This window comes from Neobacillus sp. BF23-41 (genome assembly GCF_041106275.1).
In genome coordinates this window covers 165,197-186,074 of sequence record NZ_JBGBPR010000010.1, presented here as the reverse complement: position 1 = coordinate 186,074, position 20,878 = coordinate 165,197, and the positions used below count along the sequence as shown (strand labels likewise).

At 39.7% G+C, this 20,878-nt stretch carries 20 protein-coding genes and 1 pseudogene; 17 read left to right on the top strand and 4 right to left on the bottom strand.

The features are described from left to right. Positions 1-179 precede the first annotated feature (179 nt). From AB7942_RS16775 to AB7942_RS16715, 13 genes are all read left to right on the top strand, one after another. A complete protein-coding gene (locus tag AB7942_RS16775; RefSeq protein ID WP_369447768.1) occupies positions 180-1,133 on the top strand; it encodes a quinone oxidoreductase family protein in 954 nt (317 codons plus the stop codon). A 175-nt stretch (positions 1,134-1,308) separates the two neighbouring features. Beyond that, positions 1,309-2,172 (top strand): ParM/StbA family protein, encoded by an 864-nt coding sequence (locus AB7942_RS16770; protein WP_369447743.1) that lies wholly within the window; start codon positions 1,309-1,311, stop codon positions 2,170-2,172. Next, positions 2,165-2,398: a hypothetical protein gene (locus AB7942_RS16765; protein WP_088085279.1), complete on the top strand. Its 234-nt coding sequence runs from the start codon at positions 2,165-2,167 to the stop codon at positions 2,396-2,398. Before AB7942_RS16770 ends, AB7942_RS16765 begins: the two co-directional genes overlap by 8 nt. Positions 2,399-2,684: 286 nt before the next feature. After that, positions 2,685-3,452 carry a sugar phosphate isomerase/epimerase family protein gene (locus AB7942_RS16760; protein WP_369447742.1) on the top strand — a complete coding sequence of 256 codons (768 nt, stop codon included), beginning with the start codon at positions 2,685-2,687 and terminating at the stop codon, positions 3,450-3,452. Beyond that, the gene (locus AB7942_RS16755) at positions 3,440-4,399 is read left to right on the top strand and encodes a sugar kinase (RefSeq protein WP_369447741.1); all 960 of its coding nucleotides are present in this window, start codon (positions 3,440-3,442) and stop codon (positions 4,397-4,399) included. The genes AB7942_RS16760 and AB7942_RS16755 overlap by 13 nt, the downstream gene beginning before the upstream one ends. A 1-nt stretch (position 4,400) precedes the next feature. Continuing rightward, positions 4,401-5,684, top strand: a complete 1,284-nt coding sequence (locus AB7942_RS16750) for an MFS transporter (protein ID WP_369447740.1) — start codon at positions 4,401-4,403, stop codon at positions 5,682-5,684. A gap of 77 nt (positions 5,685-5,761) precedes the next feature. Next, a complete protein-coding gene (locus AB7942_RS16745) occupies positions 5,762-6,394 on the top strand; it encodes a bifunctional 4-hydroxy-2-oxoglutarate aldolase/2-dehydro-3-deoxy-phosphogluconate aldolase (RefSeq protein WP_214717617.1) in 633 nt (210 codons plus the stop codon). 180 nt (positions 6,395-6,574) lie between these two features. After that, positions 6,575-7,552, top strand: coding sequence for a LacI family DNA-binding transcriptional regulator (locus AB7942_RS16740; protein ID WP_369447739.1), 978 nt, complete (start codon positions 6,575-6,577; stop codon positions 7,550-7,552). Positions 7,553-7,680: 128 nt separating this feature from the next. Continuing rightward, the gene (gene hxlA, locus AB7942_RS16735; RefSeq protein WP_369447738.1) at positions 7,681-8,322 is read left to right on the top strand and encodes a 3-hexulose-6-phosphate synthase; all 642 of its coding nucleotides are present in this window, start codon (positions 7,681-7,683) and stop codon (positions 8,320-8,322) included. Then, complete coding sequence (gene hxlB, locus AB7942_RS16730; protein WP_369447737.1) at positions 8,316-8,864, top strand: 6-phospho-3-hexuloisomerase; 549 nt, start codon at positions 8,316-8,318, stop codon at positions 8,862-8,864. Before hxlA ends, hxlB begins: the two co-directional genes overlap by 7 nt. A gap of 296 nt (positions 8,865-9,160) precedes the next feature. Then, entirely contained in the window at positions 9,161-9,907 is a 747-nt protein-coding gene (locus tag AB7942_RS16725) for a GNAT family N-acetyltransferase (protein WP_369447736.1), read from the top strand. 93 nt (positions 9,908-10,000) lie between these two features. After that, a complete protein-coding gene (locus AB7942_RS16720) occupies positions 10,001-10,339 on the top strand; it encodes a zinc ribbon domain-containing protein YjdM (protein ID WP_168241806.1) in 339 nt (112 codons plus the stop codon). A gap of 106 nt (positions 10,340-10,445) precedes the next feature. Continuing rightward, on the top strand, positions 10,446-11,261 hold the full coding sequence (locus tag AB7942_RS16715) for a sugar nucleotide-binding protein (RefSeq protein WP_369447735.1): 816 nt from the start codon (positions 10,446-10,448) through the stop codon (positions 11,259-11,261). A 65-nt stretch (positions 11,262-11,326) separates the two neighbouring features. Here the strand turns inward: AB7942_RS16715 and ilvA are convergent, their stop codons facing one another. After that, positions 11,327-12,499, bottom strand: a complete 1,173-nt coding sequence (ilvA, locus tag AB7942_RS16710; protein WP_369447767.1) for a threonine ammonia-lyase — start codon at positions 12,497-12,499, stop codon at positions 11,327-11,329. Between the two features lie 258 nt (positions 12,500-12,757). On the opposite strand from ilvA, the gene AB7942_RS16705 reads away from it, so the two are divergent. Both AB7942_RS16705 and AB7942_RS16700 read left to right on the top strand, forming a co-directional pair. After that, positions 12,758-13,522, top strand: a complete 765-nt coding sequence (locus tag AB7942_RS16705; protein WP_369447734.1) for an SDR family NAD(P)-dependent oxidoreductase — start codon at positions 12,758-12,760, stop codon at positions 13,520-13,522. A 42-nt stretch (positions 13,523-13,564) separates the two neighbouring features. Then, a complete protein-coding gene (locus AB7942_RS16700) occupies positions 13,565-13,870 on the top strand; it encodes an ArsR/SmtB family transcription factor (protein ID WP_369447733.1) in 306 nt (101 codons plus the stop codon). 412 nt (positions 13,871-14,282) lie between these two features. Here AB7942_RS16700 and AB7942_RS16695 read toward each other — a convergent pair whose 3' ends face one another. Both AB7942_RS16695 and AB7942_RS16690 read right to left on the bottom strand, forming a co-directional pair. Next, positions 14,283-15,434, bottom strand: coding sequence for a hypothetical protein (locus AB7942_RS16695; RefSeq protein WP_369447732.1), 1,152 nt, complete (start codon positions 15,432-15,434; stop codon positions 14,283-14,285). A gap of 301 nt (positions 15,435-15,735) precedes the next feature. Next, positions 15,736-16,082 (bottom strand): annotated as a pseudogene (locus AB7942_RS16690) (IS110 family transposase); the annotation flags it as partial. Positions 16,083-16,471: 389 nt separating this feature from the next. Here AB7942_RS16690 and AB7942_RS16685 point away from each other — a divergent pair. Beyond that, positions 16,472-17,368: an RCC1 domain-containing protein gene (locus AB7942_RS16685; protein ID WP_369447731.1), complete on the top strand. Its 897-nt coding sequence runs from the start codon at positions 16,472-16,474 to the stop codon at positions 17,366-17,368. Between the two features lie 523 nt (positions 17,369-17,891). Here AB7942_RS16685 and AB7942_RS16680 read toward each other — a convergent pair. Continuing rightward, the gene (locus AB7942_RS16680) at positions 17,892-19,160 is read right to left on the bottom strand and encodes an ATP-binding protein (protein WP_369447730.1); all 1,269 of its coding nucleotides are present in this window, start codon (positions 19,158-19,160) and stop codon (positions 17,892-17,894) included. Between the two features lie 204 nt (positions 19,161-19,364). On the opposite strand from AB7942_RS16680, the gene AB7942_RS16675 reads away from it, so the two are divergent. Further along, positions 19,365-20,759, top strand: a complete 1,395-nt coding sequence (locus AB7942_RS16675; protein WP_369447729.1) for a recombinase family protein — start codon at positions 19,365-19,367, stop codon at positions 20,757-20,759. Positions 20,760-20,878 lie beyond the last annotated feature (119 nt).

The following is a 20,878-nucleotide window of genomic DNA, read 5'->3' as shown; positions in this document are numbered from 1 at the left end:
TGTGCCCTTGAGTGCGGAAAAATAGGATCAGCGGTAACAATTAGGGAGTAATCGTGCTCCTGAGCGCGGAAAATTAGAAATAACGGTAACGATTATTTGCATTACCCTTCACTATCTTATTTAATATAAGCGAGTCATAAAAATTTAAATAAAATGAGGTAATTCATTTGAAAGCACTTATGTTCAAAACATTTGGCGGCCCGGAAGTCCTCGAATATGGTGATATTGCGGAACCTGTGATTGGTTCGGACGAAATACTGCTAAGCATGAAGGCAATTGGTCTGAATTTTGCCGATATATATAGAAGAAAAGGAAACTATCATCTAGCCGGAGATCCACCCTATATCTTAGGGTATGAAGGGGCTGGAATCGTAGCAAAGACGGGATCCAATGTCCATGGTATCAGCATTGGCGACCGGATGGCATTTGCCGATGTACCTTATGCAAATGCCGAGCTAGTAGCCGTTCCAGTTGAAAAAGCTATACCAGTGCCTGACACCATTTCATTTACAGAAGCGGCATCCGTATTGCTTCAAGGATTAACGGCTCATTATTTAACGAAGGATAGCTATGCGGTGAAAAAGAATGATACCGTGTTGGTGCATGCTGCAGCAGGCGGTGTGGGGCAGCTTCTTGTTCAAATTGTAAAATTACTTGGAGGCACGGCAATTGGCTTAACTTCTTCCTTTGAAAAAAGAGCTGCTGCAGTAAAGGCGGGTGCGGACCAAGTCTTTTTATATAAGGATAATTGGAAGGAACAAGTACTCGAGGAGACGAATGGCAAGGGCGTAGATGTGGTCTACGAATCAGTAGGTTCTACTCTTCAAGATAGCTTTGAGGTTACTCGCACCGGTGGAACGGTAGTATTTTACGGAATGGCAGGGGGCGACCCAGCATTGGTTGACCCGAGAATGTTAATGGATACATCAAAAACCCTCACAGGCGGGGACCTATGGAATGTGCTGACGTCCCGAGAAGAACGAATAGCTCGTTCAAATGATCTGTTTCGTTGGATGGAGGAAGGAAAATTAGTAGTTTCCGAACCAACAGTCTTCCCGTTGCAGGATGGCCAAGAAGCACACCGCTATCTAGAAGGCCGTAAGAGCATGGGGAAAATTTTATTAATTCCATAAAGAGAAGATGTTGTTCTTGTTGTAGCCCCAAATTGGATTATTTTTTTTCCAATAAACAGTATTGTATGACTTGTGTGTGTCACATTTGGGCCTCCACTCATATACTAAGTTTGAAAAAAGATTAGTTGTATGACATATGTGCACTTTCAAAATATTGTTAAAAGGGGTAGAAAAAATGAATCACAAATGGATATTAGCGATTGATGCCGGCGCATACGAGGTGAAAGGAAGAACAAAGGACGATGTGTTTAAGTTTAGGTCAACCATTGGACCATACCGCCATCTTCATTTGGTGAATGCAGATAGCAGCCAAATGGAAGCCGGCGACTACATCGTCGAGTACGGGGACGAGAAGCTGTTTGTGGGGAATATCGCCTGGCGGGAATGTCATGCAATAAGAGAGCCTAGAGATATTTCGAAGGCGCACGAAGAAACAAAGATCAGGGTACTGGTGGCAGTTCATCAGTATGGTAAAACGGAAGGGAACTGTGTAGTGATTGGGCAGCCGATCCGTGGAATGGTGAATAAAGACAGGGAAAGTATGGAGACCATGCTGAAAGGGGAACACACGATCACGGTGAACAATGTTAGGAAGACGTTTTACATCGAGGAAGTAAAAGTCGCTCCTGAAGGGTCTGGGGCATACTTCAGCATGGAAGACAGGCCGGAGGACATTGCGAACATCATCGACGCTGGAAGTGGTACCTTCAACTATTTAAGAGTGGAAGATGGCTACTTTATTGACAGGAAAAGCGGGACCCTGGCTTTCGGTGCTGAAACAGACATGGAAATGACAGAAAAACAAATGGCAGTAGCCATCCTGGCGGAACTTCGGGGCAAGTGGAACTTATACGAACCGACCTATCTTTGCGGAGGAATTGCTGAATATCTTCTGCCATATATTAAAGAGCATTTTAGTAATATCAAGCTAATCAGACCCGTCTTCTACCGGGCAAACGGACACAAAGCATACAGTCCGCAATTTGCCAATGCTTTCGGATTTTATTCTATGGGGAAAGCGGTCTTTGTTGATGAATGAACTGAATCGAAAGATCAAGTCGGTCCCCTTCAACCTCGATGACCCTTATGAAAGAGAGCTTCTAGAACATTGTAACCAGTACATTCACTTTGCGACATATATCAAACGCCTGATCCAACGAGATATGGAACAGGGTGTCGGATTCATTCGTAAAGAATATGAAAAGGTAGAAATGAAACTAGAAAAATCTATCGACAAGTCGAAGTTGAAAAGCTTCGGTCTCTAACTCCTATATGGGGTCTTTTTTTTGGGATTCTATACTTAGGGGTTCCATACCTTTTACCTTTTCTACATTTTCCTCAAAGTAATTTGAATCCAATTTATGGTGTCAGGCACCAGAGTAGATTATCTATTTTTTAAGGTGTCAGGCACCACAATGGATTATCAATTTAAGAAAAAAGTTTTTCTTGCAAAAACGCTTTCATTGGGATTATAATATGAATAAATCGATTTACTAAACCGATTTATTAAAACGGTTTATCAGAAATACTTTTTAAAAAGGAGTCTTCGTTATGCAAAATGTAATTGTCCCGATAAATGCTTTTGATAGATTTGAAGTGTTGAAGAAGGGGCAAACTTCATTCATTAGACTCATTGCCGAGTCCGGTGCTTTTGGAATTGAGATTCGCCGTGAATTATTGTCGGAGCAGGATCCGCCACTGGATAGTATGAGAAAAGAAATTGAACAATATCAACTTTTTACCGTGTACTCGGCTCCGATTGAGCTATGGGAAAAGGATCACGGTTTAAATGAAAAGGAATTAAACGAGATCTTTCATGAGGGAATAGCACTTGGAGCTAAATGGATAAAAGTATCACTAGGGCATTTTCATAAAGGTCGATCAAATGTCAGGGAGCTCGATGCTTTTTTGAACCAGCACCAAGGAATTCAATTGCTAGTTGAAAATGACCAGACGCTTCATGGCGGGAATATCAATCAATTAACGTCCTTTTTTGAAAGCGCCTCCGAGCAGGACACACCAGTAAAAATGACATTTGACGCAGGGAACTGGTATTATTCCGGTCAGGATGTGGACGAAGCATTAAGTAAGCTTTCACCATATGTCCATTATCTGCATTTGAAACAGGTAGAAGATGATCATGGCGAGTTCATCACGGTGCCTCTTCAAAAAGATGGGAGTCAAAGTTGGGAGAAGGTTATGAATAGTTTGCCATCTGAAATCGCAAAGGCGCTTGAGTTTCCTATCGAGCCAAAGGAGAAAACAAAAGAGTTTATTCAGATGATAACAGAAAGTGAGGCTTTATCATGCAACAGATAGATGTGATTACATTTGGAGAAGCGATGGCAATGTTTATGGCTAATCATCCGGGTTCCTTACACGAAGTTGACCAATTTACCCGGGAGCTTGCCGGTGCAGAAACCAATGTGGCAATTGGGCTTGCCAGGCTGGGCCTTCGCTCGGGTTGGGCAAGTAAAGTCGGAAATGATGCCTTTGGAAAATTTATTATCGAAAGGCTCAAAAATGAAAACGTTGACATTGACCATGTGTTGATCGACAAAAATTATCCGACTGGATTTCAATTGAAATCCATGGTGTTAGAAGGCGACCCAGAGGTTCAATATTTTCGGAAGGGTTCGGCAGCGAGCCATCTAACTAGCGAAGATTTTAATGAAGAGTATTTTCAAGCGGCAAGGCACTTGCATATGACAGGGATACCTTTAGCCCTCTCGGAAAGTGCAAGAGCCTTTGCAAGACACGCTCTATCATTTATGAAAAAGAATGGTAAAAAGATTTCCTTTGACCCGAATTTAAGGCCGACTCTTTGGAAATCACAAGAAGAAATGGTGAAGGAAATTAATGAAGCGGCGTTCCTAGCTGATTACGTGTTACCGGGAATCGCTGAGGGTGAAATTTTAACAGGTTTTAAGGAACCTCGTGAAATCGCTTCCTTTTACTTGGAAAAGGGTGTAGAGCTTGTCGTCATTAAGCTTGGTGCAGAGGGAGCATTTTATAAAACAGCAACAGAAGAAGGAACCGTTCGCGGTTTCCATGTCGAAAAGGTTGTTGATACCGTTGGTGCGGGCGATGGCTTTGCAGTTGGGGTAATCAGTGGATTACTCGAAGGTCTCCACGTTTATGATGCGGTTTCTAGGGGAAATGCAATTGGTTCGTTAGCAGTTCAATCACCTGGTGATAACGATGGCTATCCAACCAAAGATGAGTTAGAAAAATATATAGAAAATAACTTACAGGGAGTGAAATAACATGAAACAAACGATTGCCAAACAACGATGGCTACGTCTGATTCCGATTGCTTTTATCACTTACAGTCTTGCCTACCTTGACCGTGCTAACTATGGATTCGGTGCAGCTTCAGGATTAGCGGAGGACCTTCACATTACAGCAGGTACTTCTTCCTTACTTGGGTCGCTATTCTTCTTAGGTTATTTCTTTTTCCAAGTGCCTGGTGCTGCTTTTGCCGAGAAAAAGAGTGCAAAAGTCCTTATTTTCTGGTCATTGATTGCTTGGGGGTTATTAGCTTCTTTTACAGGGATGATCACCAATATTAAATTATTATTTGTGATACGCTTTGCCCTTGGGGTAGTGGAAAGTGCTGTTATGCCGTCTATGCTAGTACTTTTAAGTAACTGGTTTACGAAAGCAGAGCGTTCTCGTGCGAATACGTTCTTAATCTTAGGAAACCCTGCAACCGTGTTATGGATGTCCATTGTTTCTGGTTATTTAGTTAACTCTGTGGGCTGGAGATGGATGTTTATTGCCGAAGGTCTTCCTGCCGTGATTTGGGCATTTATTTGGTGGAAAGTTGTAAATGACAAACCAAGAGAGGCAAAATGGTTAACCGAACAAGAAAAGAATGATTTTGAACAACAATTAGCAAAAGAACAAGAAGGTATTAAGCCGGTTAAAAATTACGGTGAAGCTTTTAAATCGAAACCAGTTATTTTGTTAAGTGCTCAATATTTCCTTTGGAGCATTGGTGTATATGGGTTTGTCATGTGGCTTCCTTCTATTATTAAAGCAGCGCCAAATATGGATATTGTAAAAACAGGCTGGTTGTCTTCTGTCCCTTATATTTTAGCCATTATTCTTATGTTAGTAGCTTCTTATTTCTCTGATAAAACATTGAACCGAAACGCCTTTGTTTGGCCATTCCTATTAATTGGTGCAATCGCATTTTATGCCTCTTATGCCATTGGAACGGACCATTTCTGGATTTCATTTGTCTTATTAGTCATTGCCGGTGGTGCGATGTATGCTCCATATGGTCCATTCTTTGCGATCATTCCTGAAATCCTCCCTCGTAACGTGGCTGGCGGCGCAATGGCCCTTATTAACAGCATGGGTGCATTAGGATCGTTTGTTGGCTCTTATATCGTAGGGTATTTGAATGATTCGACTGGTGGATTCGGTGCTTCTTACATTTTCATGGCAGGATCTTTATTCCTTTCCGCTATTTTAACCATTTTGGCGGTAAAAGCGGCAAAAAAGGAAAGAAACAAACCAGCTGATGCAAAAATAAGTGCATAAAAAACTGTCAACAGCTTTGGGATTTCTCCAAGGCTGTTACTAATTTAAATAAAATAGAGAGAAGAGGAGTTTTTAAAATGGGAGTAGAAGAAATTAAAAAACGGGCGGTTGTTGCAGTCATTCGGGGGGCTAATATGGAAACCATCATTCCAATGGCTCATGCCCTTAAAGAAGGCGGAGTCACAGCGCTTGAAATTACAATGGAAACCCCAAAAGCATTAGCGATTATTGAAAAAGCGGCCGATGTGTTTGGTGATGAGATTTTTGTAGGGGCCGGAACTGTTTTGGACGCTGAGACTGCCCGTGCAGCCATTTTGTCGGGAGCAAAGTTTGTTTTTTCACCGACTGTACGGAAGGAAACGATCGAGATGACGAAACGGTATGGGGTCATTAGTGTCCCAGGTGCATTTACCGCAACCGAAATTCTAACTGCCTATGAGTATGGTGCCGATGTGATTAAAGTATTCCCTGCAGGAAGTGTAGGGCCTGGTTATTTTAAAAATCTAGCGGGTCCACTGCCGCATATTCCGCTAATGCCGACAGGCGGGATTGATATGGAAAATGCCAAGGATTATATCCGTGCTGGAGCGGTTGCTGTGGGTGTCGGAAGTTCGTTGGTTGATTCGAAAAAAGCATTAACCGATGAGTATCTGAGGTTGATAACCGAGAATGCAAGGAAGTTAATGGAAGAAGTCCAGTCAGCGAGGTAAGCAGAAGGGGAGGATGACCATAAGTGGCGAGTACTTGGTTATAAACAAGTGCTTTGTCATTTAGGGGGTCATCCTCCTTTCGTTTACATGTGGGCGACTTTGAATCGATCATTACTGGATAATTAGTAGATTTGCCGCTAAAATGAAGTCAGTGAACCAAGAGGAAAGAGGAAGATAGGCATGGAAAAAGTAACAATGGCCGATGTAGCAAAAGCGGCAGGCGTGTCAAAAAGTACCGTTTCTCAATACTTAAATAAACGGTTTGAATATATGGGGGAAAAAACCAAGCTTAAAATTGAAGCAGCGATTGAAGAACTTGGCTACCAGCCCAATTTTATCGCAAGAAGTCTAAAGCAAAAGCGGACCTCTATGGTTGGAATCATTGTTGCCAATATTACGCATTTTTTTTCAACTGAAATCAGCCGTGCCATTGAGGATTTTTGTCATCAACATGATTTGCATGCCATCGTCTGTAACGCAGATGATGATCCCGAAAAAGAGAAGAAATATATTGAAATGTTGAGAGCAAAGCAGGTAGATGGCCTAATCATTTTTCCTACTGGACAAAATAATGATTTATATAAAACCATGGTGCGTCAAGGCTATCCTGTTGTGTTTGTAGATAGAAGAGTCGAGAATCTTGATGTGTTTTCAGTCATTACGGATAATACTCATTCCACTTCCATGGCCGTGCAAAGTTTCATTGAAAGGGGCCATCAAAATATAGCCTTTGCGGTACAGCCACTTACAGTTAGTCCCCGAATAGATAGACTGGAGGGCTATAAAAGGGCATTAACGGATGCCGGTATAAAGGTTAATCCAGATTTCATTATAGAAGCTAGTATTACGGAGATGAAAAGCAAATTAGAAAAGCTTTTTTCATTAGAGGTTAAACCAACAGCAATCTTTGCAGCAAATGATCGTGTTTTTCTCGCGGTTGCAGAATTTATTAAGGAAAAGGGAATTAGGCTAGGGAAAGAGCTTGAGTTGATAGTATTTGATAATATTCCATTTGCTCATTTACTAGAGGACCCCATTTCCTTCATTAGTCAACCGGCATCAGAAATGGGACACAAGGCTGCAGAGCTGTTATTTGAACAGATTAATAAAGAAAACACTTCTCCGGGAGTGTTTGTTTTTCCAAGCAAGTTGGTGTAGAAACGATTCATTAGTGCCTGACACCAAAACTGGTTCGGGCACACTTTGTTCATTGAAAAACGCTTACATATGAAGTATAATTAATTAATAAACCGATTTACCTAAACCCCATGTAAAGGAGTTTGATTATGAAAATACAACTTGCTTTGGATCGGATGGAGATAGCTGAAGCCATCGAATTAACAAGGAAAGTAGAGGATTCCATTGATTGGATTGAGGTGGGTACTTCACTAATCAAAGAATTCGGTGTGGCCAGCATAAAAGAGATGAAACAAGCATTTCCAAATAAACAAATAGTAGCTGATATAAAAACGATTGATAATGCCCGTTATGAATTTGAACTGTGTTTTGATGCTGGGGCAGATGTTGCTACCGTCATGGGAGTATCTCCCCTTGTAACAATTGATACCTGCATGGAAGTAGCCCATCGTTATCAAAAAAAGGTCATGATTGATCTGTTAAATACGTCTGATCAACAAAAAAGAGAATTACGGAAATACAAGGACGCCATATTTTGTGAGCACGTGAGTAAGGACCAACAAGAAGAATTAGGCAGTCAAAATCATGGCACAAAGGCAAGTGATTTTTCAGAATTTCAGGTAGCGGCAGCTGGTGGGATTACCCTAGATTCGACGGAAGACCTCGTACGGTCTTTAAATCCAGCCGTTGTGATTATTGGCTCTGCTATTACGAAAGCGGATAATCCGTCAGCGGCAGCGGCACAATTTAAACAACTTATTCTACAAACGGAGGGAAATAGAACATGTTAGTCATTCCTACTATATTAAAAGAAGTGGAAACGGTTCTTAGTCAAGTCGAAGAGGAGCAGCTTCACGAGTTAGCGGTTCAATTGCAAAAGGCCAAGCGGATTTTTGTCATTGGGGAAGGCCGGTCCGGGTTAATGGCAAAATCATTTGCGATGCGTTTAATGCATTTGGGAGCAACGGTCTTTGTTGTAGGAGAAACGATCACTCCGTCCATTGCTGAAGGTGACCTTTTAGTGGCGATTTCAGGTTCAGGTACAACGAAAAATGTGGTTTGGACGGCTGAAAAAACGCATTCACTTGGCTGTTCGGTAATGGCGGTAACCACAAATCCAGAGTCTCCATTAGCTATGGCGGCAACGCAAATACTTCATGTACCCGCAGCGACAAAGTATCGGCGCGAGAATGAGTTAAAAACGATCCAACCGCTTGGATCTTTATTTGATCAATGCGCTCATATACTATTTGATACCTTATGCCTGCTTTTCAGCAAGCTAAACGAAGTGGATCACACCTTAGCTTTCGGCCGACATAGCAATTTAGAATAGGAAAAATGAATGGTGCCTGACACCAATTCGGTAATCCCCGAATTGGTGTCAGGCATTCTTTTTTTGCATGAGAGAGAAAAAAGGAAATAAATCATCTTTCAAGAATATATAGAATAAATGGTAAAGCATTGTTAATAGAGGGTCGGTGTTGATATAGGATTGAGTTTCTAAAATGTGAAAGAGTAAAAGACTTTGTTGAATATTGCAAGAAACATAGAAATGAGGTCGATGATTCATTTTTATATGAAGAAGATTTAAAGGGATTTGAACCAAATGCTGAAAATCCGACGTAAATTGTGACCGATCAACAGGGGGATATCATCGGTGCCGCTTCGCTGATTATCGATGAATACAATCGACGTGGAAAGCGGGCCCGCTTTCGAATCTTTCATTCTGAAAGTGATGACGCAACAATTTTCAAAGAACTGCTGGTATCACTTTTACAGCATACCGTGGGATTAAAGAAGGTTTACATTTTTATCCCTTTAATTAATAAATCCTTGATGAGTTTCATGGAACAGTTAGATTTTTTAGTTGACAGATACGCCTTTTTGCTAGTCAGAGAAGACCTCAATGTCCCTGTATGGTTCGTACCGCAGGATTATAGTATTAAATCTTTTCGTCCAGGGGAAGATGAAGGAACTTGGAGTGAAGTTCGAAATGAGGGTTTTGCCAATCTGAAGGGCAATGAAACACCGGTCACCCCAGAAATGGTAGAAAAAATGGTTGCGAGTAAGGATTATATTGAAGGCGGAATGAAAATTCTTTATCATCTCGGAAAACCTGTCGGAATAGTAAGGGGAGCTGACGACGAATATGAAAATGCGCCCATTATGAATATAGGCCCGCTTGCAATCATCCCAGAATATCAAGGACTCGGACTAGGCAGACTTCTATTAAGAGCTTCCCTACAGTTTGCTAGGGAAAAAAACTACAATAAAACTATCCTATCGGTTAATGGAGAAAATGAGCGAGCGCAGGCCTTGTACATTAAAGAGGTTTTCGGCAAGTTGAAGGTGTGGCTTGTTATGAATATGATTTAAATGATTAAAGTGTTTTAAAACCAATTATAACCTCCTAGACTAGAAACCTTCGTATGTATTAGAATAACAGGGATGAATGGAGGAAATAAACGTATGTCTAATTTGCCAAATTGCCCTAAATGTCATTCCGAATACACGTACGAGGATGGAAGTCTTTTTGTTTGCCCGGAATGTGCTCATGAATGGAATTTAGAATCAGATACAGAGAATGAAGACCAAAATATTGTTAAAGATTCAAATGGAAATGTTTTAACCGATGGGGACTCTATTACAGTCATCAAAGACCTAAAAGTAAAAGGAAGTTCATCTGTTTTGAAAGCAGGTACAAAGGTTAAGAACATCCGTTTAGTGGATGGAGATCATAATATTGATTGTAAAATCGATGGTTTTGGCGCGATGAGTTTAAAATCTGAATTTGTTAAGAAGTTATAGTGTCTAATAATGAAAACAGCTAGGTATAAAGCCTAGCTGTTTTCATAGAGAAAAATACATACTAGTTTCGTTTAGAGTTGCAAACCAATCCAAAGGGGGAATTGTGATGGAAAAGGTACTTATACTTGGTGCAAGCGGACTTGTAGGAAGAGCTTTACTCGATGAATTTAAAGATCGATTTGACCTATACGGAACATATTCTTCTTCGTTAACCAGTCTTCCTGATGAGAAGCAGTTCCAGTTGGAAGTTCAGCAAATCGATAAGTTGAAGGAAATAATAAGATCAATTAAACCAGACATTGTGATTTCTTGCCTAAGAGGAGATTTTGATCAACAGTTGAAGTTTCATAAAGAATTGGCTCTGGAATTACAACATACCAGCAGCCGGGTGTATTACTTTTCTACGACAAATGTATTTGATGGGGACTTTTCAAGACCTCACACAGAAACAGATCTACCTATTGCTGAATCAGATTATGGGAAATTCAAAATTGCATGTGAAAATATGCTAAAAGAAATTTTGGATGAACGGGTGATGATGATCCGAATCCCAGCGATTTGGGGGAAGAATTCCCCAAGATTGAATTTAATAAGAGAAAGCATAAAAAATAATAAAGTGATAAATGTCTATAGCAATTTGGTATGTAACAATCTTTTGGATGTTCAGTTAGCAAAACAACTACGATACATTATTGAACATAAGCTAAAAGGAATCATTCACTTAGGTACGAAGGATAGCATGGCGCAGGGACAATTCTTTGAACAGGTCATAAGTAAACTTGAGGGTGATCAGAGCATATTACGCTATCAATCATATCAGGATAAAGACGTCACTTATTATTTTCAATTAACTTCAAATCGCGAGGATCTCCCAGTTTCTTTGCAAAGTACGAACAAGGATATTATAGATTACTTGGTTTAAAAAATAGTGAAGAGCTTGGATACTCCAAGCTCTAGTTCCCTTTATATTTTAGTCTTTAGATGACCCTAGAAATGCCCCATTTCTACATGATAGTTTTTATCGGTAAGAACTTTATGCAGCTGGTCAATATGATCGTGATTTTTTGTCTCGACTGAAATTTCTATTTGGGCGTAGCCTGGATAAATATCCTTGCCAATCCGGTGGAGATTAACGGATTGAACGTTGGCGTCTAATTCGGTTATCGAGCTTAATACTCTTTGAAGTTCACCAGGTTTGTCTTTTAAGGTAATCGTAAAATTCGCATACCTTCCAGATTCAACTAAACCGCGTTCGATAATTCTTGAAATAAAATTCATATCTACATTTCCGCCGCTTAATACAGCAACCACTTTTTTCTCCTTAATGTTCAATTTTTCATAAAGTAAGGAAGCAAGTGAGACGGCGCCCGACCCCTCAACTAAAAGCTTATTCCTCTCCAAAACCATTAGCATAGTCCTAGCAATTTCCATTTCATCGACGCAAAAAACATCATCCACGTATTTTCGAACGATTTCAAAGGGCTTCAACCCTGGTTTTTTAACGGCAATTCCATCAGCCATTGTAGGGGTGGAGTCAACCATTACAGGTTTATTTTCAAACAAGGACTGCTTCATACTTGGACAGGCAAGGGCTTGAACGCCGTAAACAGAAATATGAGGATTTTTTTCCTTTACTGCCATAGCGACACCAGCAATGAGTCCGCCGCCGCCAATCGGACAAATAACCGCCTCAACATCTGGAAGCTGGTCGAGGATTTCTAATCCGACAGTTCCTTGTCCTGTAATGATAGCCTCATCGTCAAAAGCATGAATAAAGGTCGCATCGAGTTCCTCTTTCAGTTTTAATGCATAGGAGAGAGCATCATCGAATGTGGCCCCCTCTAAAATTACTTCAGCCCCATATTGTTTTGTGGCAAGGATCTTACTAAGTGGAGCGCCTTTAGGCATCACAATTTTGCATGGTACGCCAAGCATTTGACTCGAATACGCTACTCCTTGAGCATGGTTTCCAGCAGAGGCAGCGACTACTCCCTTTGTGAGTTCTTCCTTTGAAAGTGAATTAAGCTTATTGTAAGAGCCCCTTACTTTAAAGGAGCCTGTTTTTTGAAGATTTTCAAGCTTTAAATAAACTTCATTGTGAGCGAGCTGACTAAATGTTTTGGAATAATCAAGGGGTGTCATATGGACAATTTCCTTCATTTTCTCCCGTGCAATGATGATATCATCGATGTTCAAGTTTTTTCCTCCTCCGTCCACAAGGTTCTTCTTTTTAGGATGTACTGGAGAAATTAAACTATGTCTAATTTTCATTCAAATCCAATACTTCCTGCCTCGGCCTGTTTAAAATGCTGTTGACATTGTATGTATTTATAATTATTATATGTTTAAACATTTAAACGTTTAAACGTTTGACTATTGAATACTTGAATAGGAATAAAATCTGGAGGAGCATAAAATATGATGAAGACGGCATTGATTACAGGGGCAACAAGCGGTTTAGGATATGAGTTTGTAAAACTGTTCGCAAATGATGGTTACAATCTTGTCCTAGTTGCTAGAAACGGAAAAAAACTGGAGGAAATCAAGCGAACTTTTACGAATATAGAAGTTACTGTCATCCCTAAGGATTTGAGTGTCCTTGGTGCTCCTAAAGAGGTATTTGAAGAACTTGAAAATCTAGGAATTGACATAGATGTGCTGGTTAATAATGCCGGTTTCGGGTTAATGGGTAAGTTTGATGAACTGGATATCCAAAAAGAATTAAATATGATTCAATTAAACATATCCGCACTGACTGAATTAACTTATTACTGTTTACAAAAAATGAAACAAAGAAATAGCGGTAGAATTTTAAATGTTGCAAGTACTGCTGCATTCCAACCTGGTCCACTAATGGCTGTGTATTATGCAACGAAAGCTTTTGTTCTTTCGTTTTCAGAAGCACTTGTTGAGGAGCTATCTGGCAGCTCCATTACTGTTACAACTCTTTGTCCAGGTGCAACGAAAACTAATTTCGGTTCTGTTGCAAGTGTTGAAGGCACGAAAATGTTCAGCCGTGCGATGGCTTCTGATTTAGTAGCACAAAGCGGTTACAAAGCATTGATGAGTGGGAAGCGCGTAATTATTACTGGAGGATTAAATAAGGCAGGTGCACTTGGAGCTAAATTTATGCCAAGAAGCATTGCCGCTAAAATAGCGAAGTATGTCGCAAGGGACAAGTAATTACTTGTGAGCGTATGAATTGAAAAGGGGGGGATTCTTTTTATGGCACAGCAAGCTATTGATGTATTTAGGGCATGTATACCGTTATTTACCGCACTTAGTGATCCGGCAAGACAGGATATTATCCTTTTGCTGGCAGAACATGAGCGGTTAAGTGTTAATGAAATTGCCGAACAGTCTAAACTGTCGCGCCCGGCAATTTCCCATCATTTAAAAATTATGCGCGACAATCATCTTGTGGAAATTGAACAAAAAGGTACACAGCGCTATTATTCACTTTCTTTAGATCAAAGTTTAAAGCAATTGAAACAGCTGATAGATATTGTTGAGAGTGAGTGTATTCTTTAGCTCATTCTTTTCTTTATTTTATCCATGGTGGAGTCCCTACTAAAATTTTCTTTCTATGATAGGGTGAACCGTGCCATAAGTAAATGAGGTTTTTGGGTTGGAATTTTTGGTGATTGCAATTAGAGAATTTGATTCCACACTCAGCACACGTGGAGTGCTGTTCACTACTAATTTTAAAATAATAAAGATGTGGCCGTGTGTACAAGCAATCTCCTTACTGACGTAAGGAGATTTTATTATAAAATAATGGTTTTCTCGTTAGACTGACCTTAACACTGTTTATCATTTGAAGTGCTGTTGTTACTAGCAGGAGGTAACGAGAATCTATGGAATATTTCCAGTGTACCGTCTTCCCTTATATACCAATCATTTTGAATAGCTGGTTTAACGCTCTGTCGATTTTGCCAACAATTCAAAGACCATAATTGGATAATTTTTTATATTGAATAACGGTACTTAAAAGTGCTGATTCCTTATTTGCATAAAAATCAGGAATTTCAATACGATTCCACCAATATAGAGATTGCATTTCTTTTGGTAAAGAATCATCAATAAGTTTTACCATATTAATACACGCTGTAAGATATTTCTTTACAGTGTTTGCATCATAATCCAACAGGTACTGTAGTTTCGATAGGTTTGAATGTTCCTCTTTATATATTGAGGAATGTACATATCGATTTCGATAATTGAGTATTTCTTTATAAGTTTGAAAATCTTTATTTATTTTCGATTTTATATCTGGAAATATCTTGTAAATAATCTTCTTTATAATTTCCTCGTCTGTTATATTCCCCTCATTTGATAACGCCTTATTCTTTACCTGTTCCTCTGGATATAATTCTTTAATATTAATAAACACTTCTATTAAATATGTTTCCACGAAGGTTACCGCTGTAAAAACCATAGTTCTATATAGTCCAGAATAGGCATGTCGTATGTTACGAATTTCGTGGATTTGATCAAACTCATGCTGGCTTATATGCGGAACTAGCTTAGATTGGTACATTATATAATCGGTTGTTAATGTCAAAAAATTATTCCAGTGAATCTTTAAATCACCTAGAAGGATGAAGACGGGTGTCGTATGAGTTAAGCCACTTTCAAAACTAAATTCAAGCCAATGATGTTTATGAATATAGGGTGTCCCCCTTCTTTCCATGAAAGATCCTATATTCAATATCTCAGAAATCTCAACTACTTGAAATAAAGTTTTACCTACTTTAACTTCATTAAGTTTATTTCTAAAAAAACTAATTACTTTCGTGGTAGTATCATAATCTTCTATATCATTAAAAAAGTTCTGCTCCATGGATTTTTTCACTGCCCTAGAAATTTTCGCCAGACCTTCAGTAGTCATTTGGCATCCTCCCTTTGAGGTCGCCAAAATATATTCAGCCTTACTATACAGATCCTTCTGAAAATATTCATGATCTTGACCATTAATAATATTTATGAATATACCAGTGATTATATATTTGTAGGTTTTCTTATTATCACCAGTTAGTTTTTTTAAAGAAGTTTTATTATTTATTAACTCCAGTAAATAATCTACTTTTTTCATAGCAAATTACCTCCATAATAAAAGAATGAAAAAAAGCACCCCTAACAGGATGCTACTCTTGTTTATAAACTTTGGCCTTTAACGACAAGCTAGCTTATAAAAATATTCTAGTCTCTTATTGGTAATACCTTCTTTTCTATAAGGTTATTCCCCTTAAAACGCTTACTAATATGTGTTATTATAATGACAGGAATGCATGTTCGTATAATTACTATGGTGGGGATAATTAATGGATAAATTGAACTTAAAGCAAAAAAGATTTGCCGATTACTAAGTAGAAACAGGGAACGCGGCAGCCAGTTATATAGCTTGCTTTTAGTAACCTATGGCGAAGAAGTGGGCTATCCATTCGGCATCTTTCACATCCGTTTTACGTCCAGGAACAGCTTTCATATGTTGCGCATTGACGACGAGAAACTCAATTTCCTCAGCTTCGATAAGATTTACGATAGGTTTCCAGAAGACACCTGTACTTTCCATTGCAACATGAGTACATCCATGTGACTTGATCCAATCTACTAATTTTACAAGAAATACTGTTTTCGTAGAAAACGTTTGAATCTCTTTTCCTTCTGGAGTCATAACACAGGCAGTAATGTTGTCCTTATGGACATCCATACCACAAACTCGTTCAATGATAACTTCCATTGAAACCATCCTTTCTATGGCTATAAAAATAGGAGGCTGGTGCAAAAACCAGAAAAAAGGATTAATCTACCATAAGTGCTTCCCGTAAGGGAGCGACAGTCTGTGATGCACCGTGGTCGTTGGAGTCAGACTAACGGATGGGCTCTAATGGCACCAGAGTTTATCGACCTTCCTCACCCAGCCATAGAAACAGTATTGACGGTTTTAATCTGTTTTCATCCTCTGTGGTGCAGAGCAAATTTGCGCTGCATGATGACTAACGGGTGCAATAGTTGAAAATTGGGGTTGCTGCGGCAGCTCCTTTTCTTGTTCCACTAACGGAGCAGGTTAGTATAACAAGCAAAAGTGATACAATAATAAAATAGGTCTTGTTTTCAAGGAGGTAAAACATGGATTACATTTCACCGAAAGAAGAGGCGTTAAAGGTGAAACGGTGGCCTAAAGATACCATAGCGGCGGGTCGTCGTCATACCGTTGGTCTTAAATCTGACGGAACGGTGACGGCTGTGGGTGATAATAAATATGGCCAATGTAATGTAAGCGGTTGGCTCGATATTGTGGGGGTCGCGGCTGGTAATGTTCATATCGCGACGAACACGGGTAATGCTCATACAATCGGTCTTAAATCTGACGGTACTGTGGCGGCTATGGGTTGGAATAAGCATGACCAATGCGATGTAAACGACTGGCGCGATATTGTAGCGGTTGCGGCGGGTTGGCGTCGTACCATTGGGCTTAAATCGGATGGTTCGGTGGAAGCTGTGGGACGAAATAATGAAGGTGAATGCAATGTAAGCGGCTGGCATGATATTGTGGCGGTCGCGGCGGGTGACTGGCATACCATCGGTCTTAAATTGGACGGCACGGTGACGGCTGTGGGTAATAATAGGTATCGCCAATGCAATGTAAGCGACTGGCGCGGCATAGTGGCGGTTGCGGCGGGTTATATTCATTCTGTTGGGCTTAAATCGGATGGCACGGCGGTTGCTGTGGGTCAAAATAAGGTAGGCCAATGCGATGTTAGCAGCTGGCGCGGTATTGTGACGATAGCGGTGGGTAGTAGTCATACCATCGGCCTTAAATCGGACGGTACTGTGGCGGCTGTGGGCTGGAATGAGTATGGTCAATGCAATGTAAGTGATTGGTGCGATATTGTAGCGGTTGCGGCGGGTTGCGCTCATATCATCGGCCTTAAATCGGACGGCACGGTGGTTGCTGTGGGTGATAATGAATATGGCCAATGCGATGTAAGCGGCTGGCGCGGCATCCAACTGCCCGGCAATTAGTTTTCGGTTAAAAAGGATACAGAACATGCAACTAGTAAATCAAAAAAAGGATTAAACATAAAAGGTAAAAATTCCTTCTTCAGCTAACGGGTGCTTTAGTGAAAGAAGCGTAAATAAAAAAGCCGATTTCCAATAAGAAATCGACTTTTTTTAGGTTGAAACTTCCTTAGCGTTGTAAATCCGCATTTTCCTGACTCTACCCCAATCTGAAAAACGAGATTGAACGCTTGTTTCATACTTTGAAAGACAAGGGATTGGAATGCCCTCGCATGTTTGGATATGACACGCTAATAGATGGTTAGAATTTGTATTATAGAAATATGTTCTTTAAATCGATGATAAAGTCTCCAAAAATACTTACTTCTATTAGATCTTTCCCTTTACATATAACTCTTGAAGTTGATAATATCCACTTTCCTTAAAGATAAACACTTCAACTGTCACAGTACGGTTATCTATGATCAAATACCCTTTAACTCCTGTCGGTTCATATACTTTTATTTTTAGCTAACGCTCATGTTTGTCAGTTAATGGCGATGATATTTTTACAATTATGGAGAGGGAACCGAATGGTAAACGTGGTTCCTTTTCCTTTTTGGCTTTGGACGGTGATTTTTCCATGAAGCGAGTCGATAATGCGATAGCTCACCATGAGTCCTATGCCGGTTCCTTTTTCTTTCAGGGAATAAAATGGTTGTCCAAGACGTTTCACTTCGTCTTCATTCATCCCCACTCCCTCATCTTGGATTTGGATCATCACATGCTGTGACTCCTGTTTCACGCAAATGGAAACCGCACCACCTTGAGGCATCGCTTCGATGCCATTTTTGATGATATTGAGGAAGGCTTGTTTCATTTTTGGGGGATGACCCAATATCGCACACTCTTGCTCCGGAAGTCGGACGTCTATGCTTACTTTTCGTTCTAAAGCATAGGAGTAGAGAATCTTGACGACTGTTTGTATTTTTTGGCAAACATCGACGGACTCTTTCGTATCCGCTTCTGGCTTGGCAAGCGAAAGATATTCGGTAATGACGTCATTCGTTCGATCCACTTCTTCTATACAAATTTGAACATACCTTTTATACGTTTCTGAAATTGGCGATTGTAGAAGTAACTGGAGAAATCCTCGATTGGTCTGCATGGGATTTCGAACTTCATGAGCAAAGGAACTGGCCAATTCTCCGAGTATCTTATATTTTTCCGCCTGTTGAGCTTCCATGTGTAACTGGGCATTTTCCCTTAAGGTTTCAATCAAAAAGACGGTTACGATGGTGGCAACACATATCGCTAAAATTTCCTGAAGTGTGTGGTTAAAAAAATCCATCTCTTGAAAATCCACGAGGATGAAGATCAAGGACATCCCCGATGTTATCATCCAAGCCAGTTTCATTCGACCTGCTCGATCCTGTTGGATGAAACGTGGATATGCTAAAAAAAACATGGGTAAGAAGAAAAGGACTTCGTATGCCGTTGAATAAAAACCTGCCCCCCCGAAATACCAACGATACAACAATAAGATGATCGTGAGAACAATACCTGTTGCGTATCCACCTCCATAAAATATACCTATCATAAGAGCTACAAACCGTAGGTCATTTCGCTCGTTTACATCCGAATAGATCGGGAAGGACATGCACAATACTAACGTAATCGTTGCCAAGAAACTGAAAATTAATTTTTGACGTTTCGTTTCGATGAATTGATGACGATTGGTTAAATGCATAGAATAAAAAAAGACAGGGATCAAAATAATCATTACTTGTAAGAGCAAGTTTTTAGTATGTTCCATACATTTTACCTCATTGTTAAATTCATTCTAGTATAAAAGATAACCGAATATAAAAACAGGGGAAAAAAATGGGTTCTGATGCAAAAAACTCAAAACAATCACAATTAATCTCTAAAGCTTGGACATACTGATACTATTACTCAAAAAAGGGATATGATCAGTATGGGGTCCTGATACGATTGCTTTATGCTGTTTATTAATTACATGGGTCTACAAGGTTGGGGTTTATTCGATTTCTATATAGATATCGAAAGTGGAACGACAGCTAATCGTGAAAACTTTCAAGGAATGATTGAGGATGCAGAAAAGAAAAAGTTTGACTGTATTTTAGCAAAAGAACTATCTCGACTTGCCCGAAATGGAGAATTGGCTTATAAGGTGCGGAGAATCCTAAGATCCTCTAAAGTCCATCTAATCACTTTAGATGGTGCCATAAATACACTAGAGGATAATACAGATAAATTTGGACTTTACGCCTGGTTGTATGAGGAGGAAAGCCAACGCATATCTAAGAGGATAAAAGTTGCTTTAGCTCAGAAGGCAAAAGCGGGAGAATTTAAAGGATCTAATCCGCCATATGGGTACAAAATCGTTAATAAGCAATTGGTCTTAGGAGATACAAATACATTAGAGGCGGTCAAAATAATTTTCCACCTTTATTTACAAGGTAAAGGAATAGATTCAATAGCCAGAGAAATGGATAAAAGAAAATATCCCACTCCAGCTGCTGTTGCACTAAAAAAGAATGCGGGTCAGTATTGGCATGGAAATACGGTCAAGGTAGTTCTGCAAAACCCTCATTATGTGGGTGACCTTGTTCAAGGAAGAAGTCAAACACGCAGCGCAATTGATAAAACTAGAGATTTAAACCCAGAAAGCGAGTGGATTGTTGTTCATAATACCCATGAGGCCATAATTACTCGTGAAGATTTCGAGGCAGTTCAAATAATGATGAAAAGTCGGTATACTAAGCGACCAAAGGCAAAGAAACACTTATTCACCAATATTGTTTATTGTGCGGATTGTGGGACTTCATTATGGTTTATGCAAAATCGCAAAGGATATGTTTGTGGTCGATATCGGAAACATGGAATTCATGCTTGTTCAAGCCATTTAATAAAGGAAAAGCACCTAAAGAATTTTATTTTAGAAGATTTACGAGAAATGGCATCTGTAGCTGCGAATAAATCGGATTTCGTTCAAAAGGCCAGCGATAAGATAAAAAGTATTAAGAAGGATTTTCAAAATAAACAACAAAGAATAACTAAAGAAATGGAGTCACTAAAAACAGAAAATAGAAACCTTCTAAGGTTACTGGTACAAGGGACCATTACTCAAGAAGATTACCGACCAGTTGCGGATGAGAACCAGCAGAAAGTTCAAAACCTACAGCAACAGTTAGTGGTTCTAAACAAGCAGTTAAAACGAACAAGTGACTATAATGAGGTAACAGCAAAAATTATGAAATATGTAGATTGGATTCTTGAATTTCAAGAATTAAATGAAGAATTACTACATCGGATTATTGAACGAATCGATGTAAAAGAAAACCAGGACCTTGTAATCCAGTATCGTTTTTCAAATCCCTTTGCTGTTTAATGTAGTCACCGGCATTCCACACACCTGGAGTGTGTGTCGCAGCTCATTTTTAAGAAAGGCAATCCCTTCGGGCATTGACTTTTTATGTTTCTTGTAACGGATTATCGAAGATGTATTGA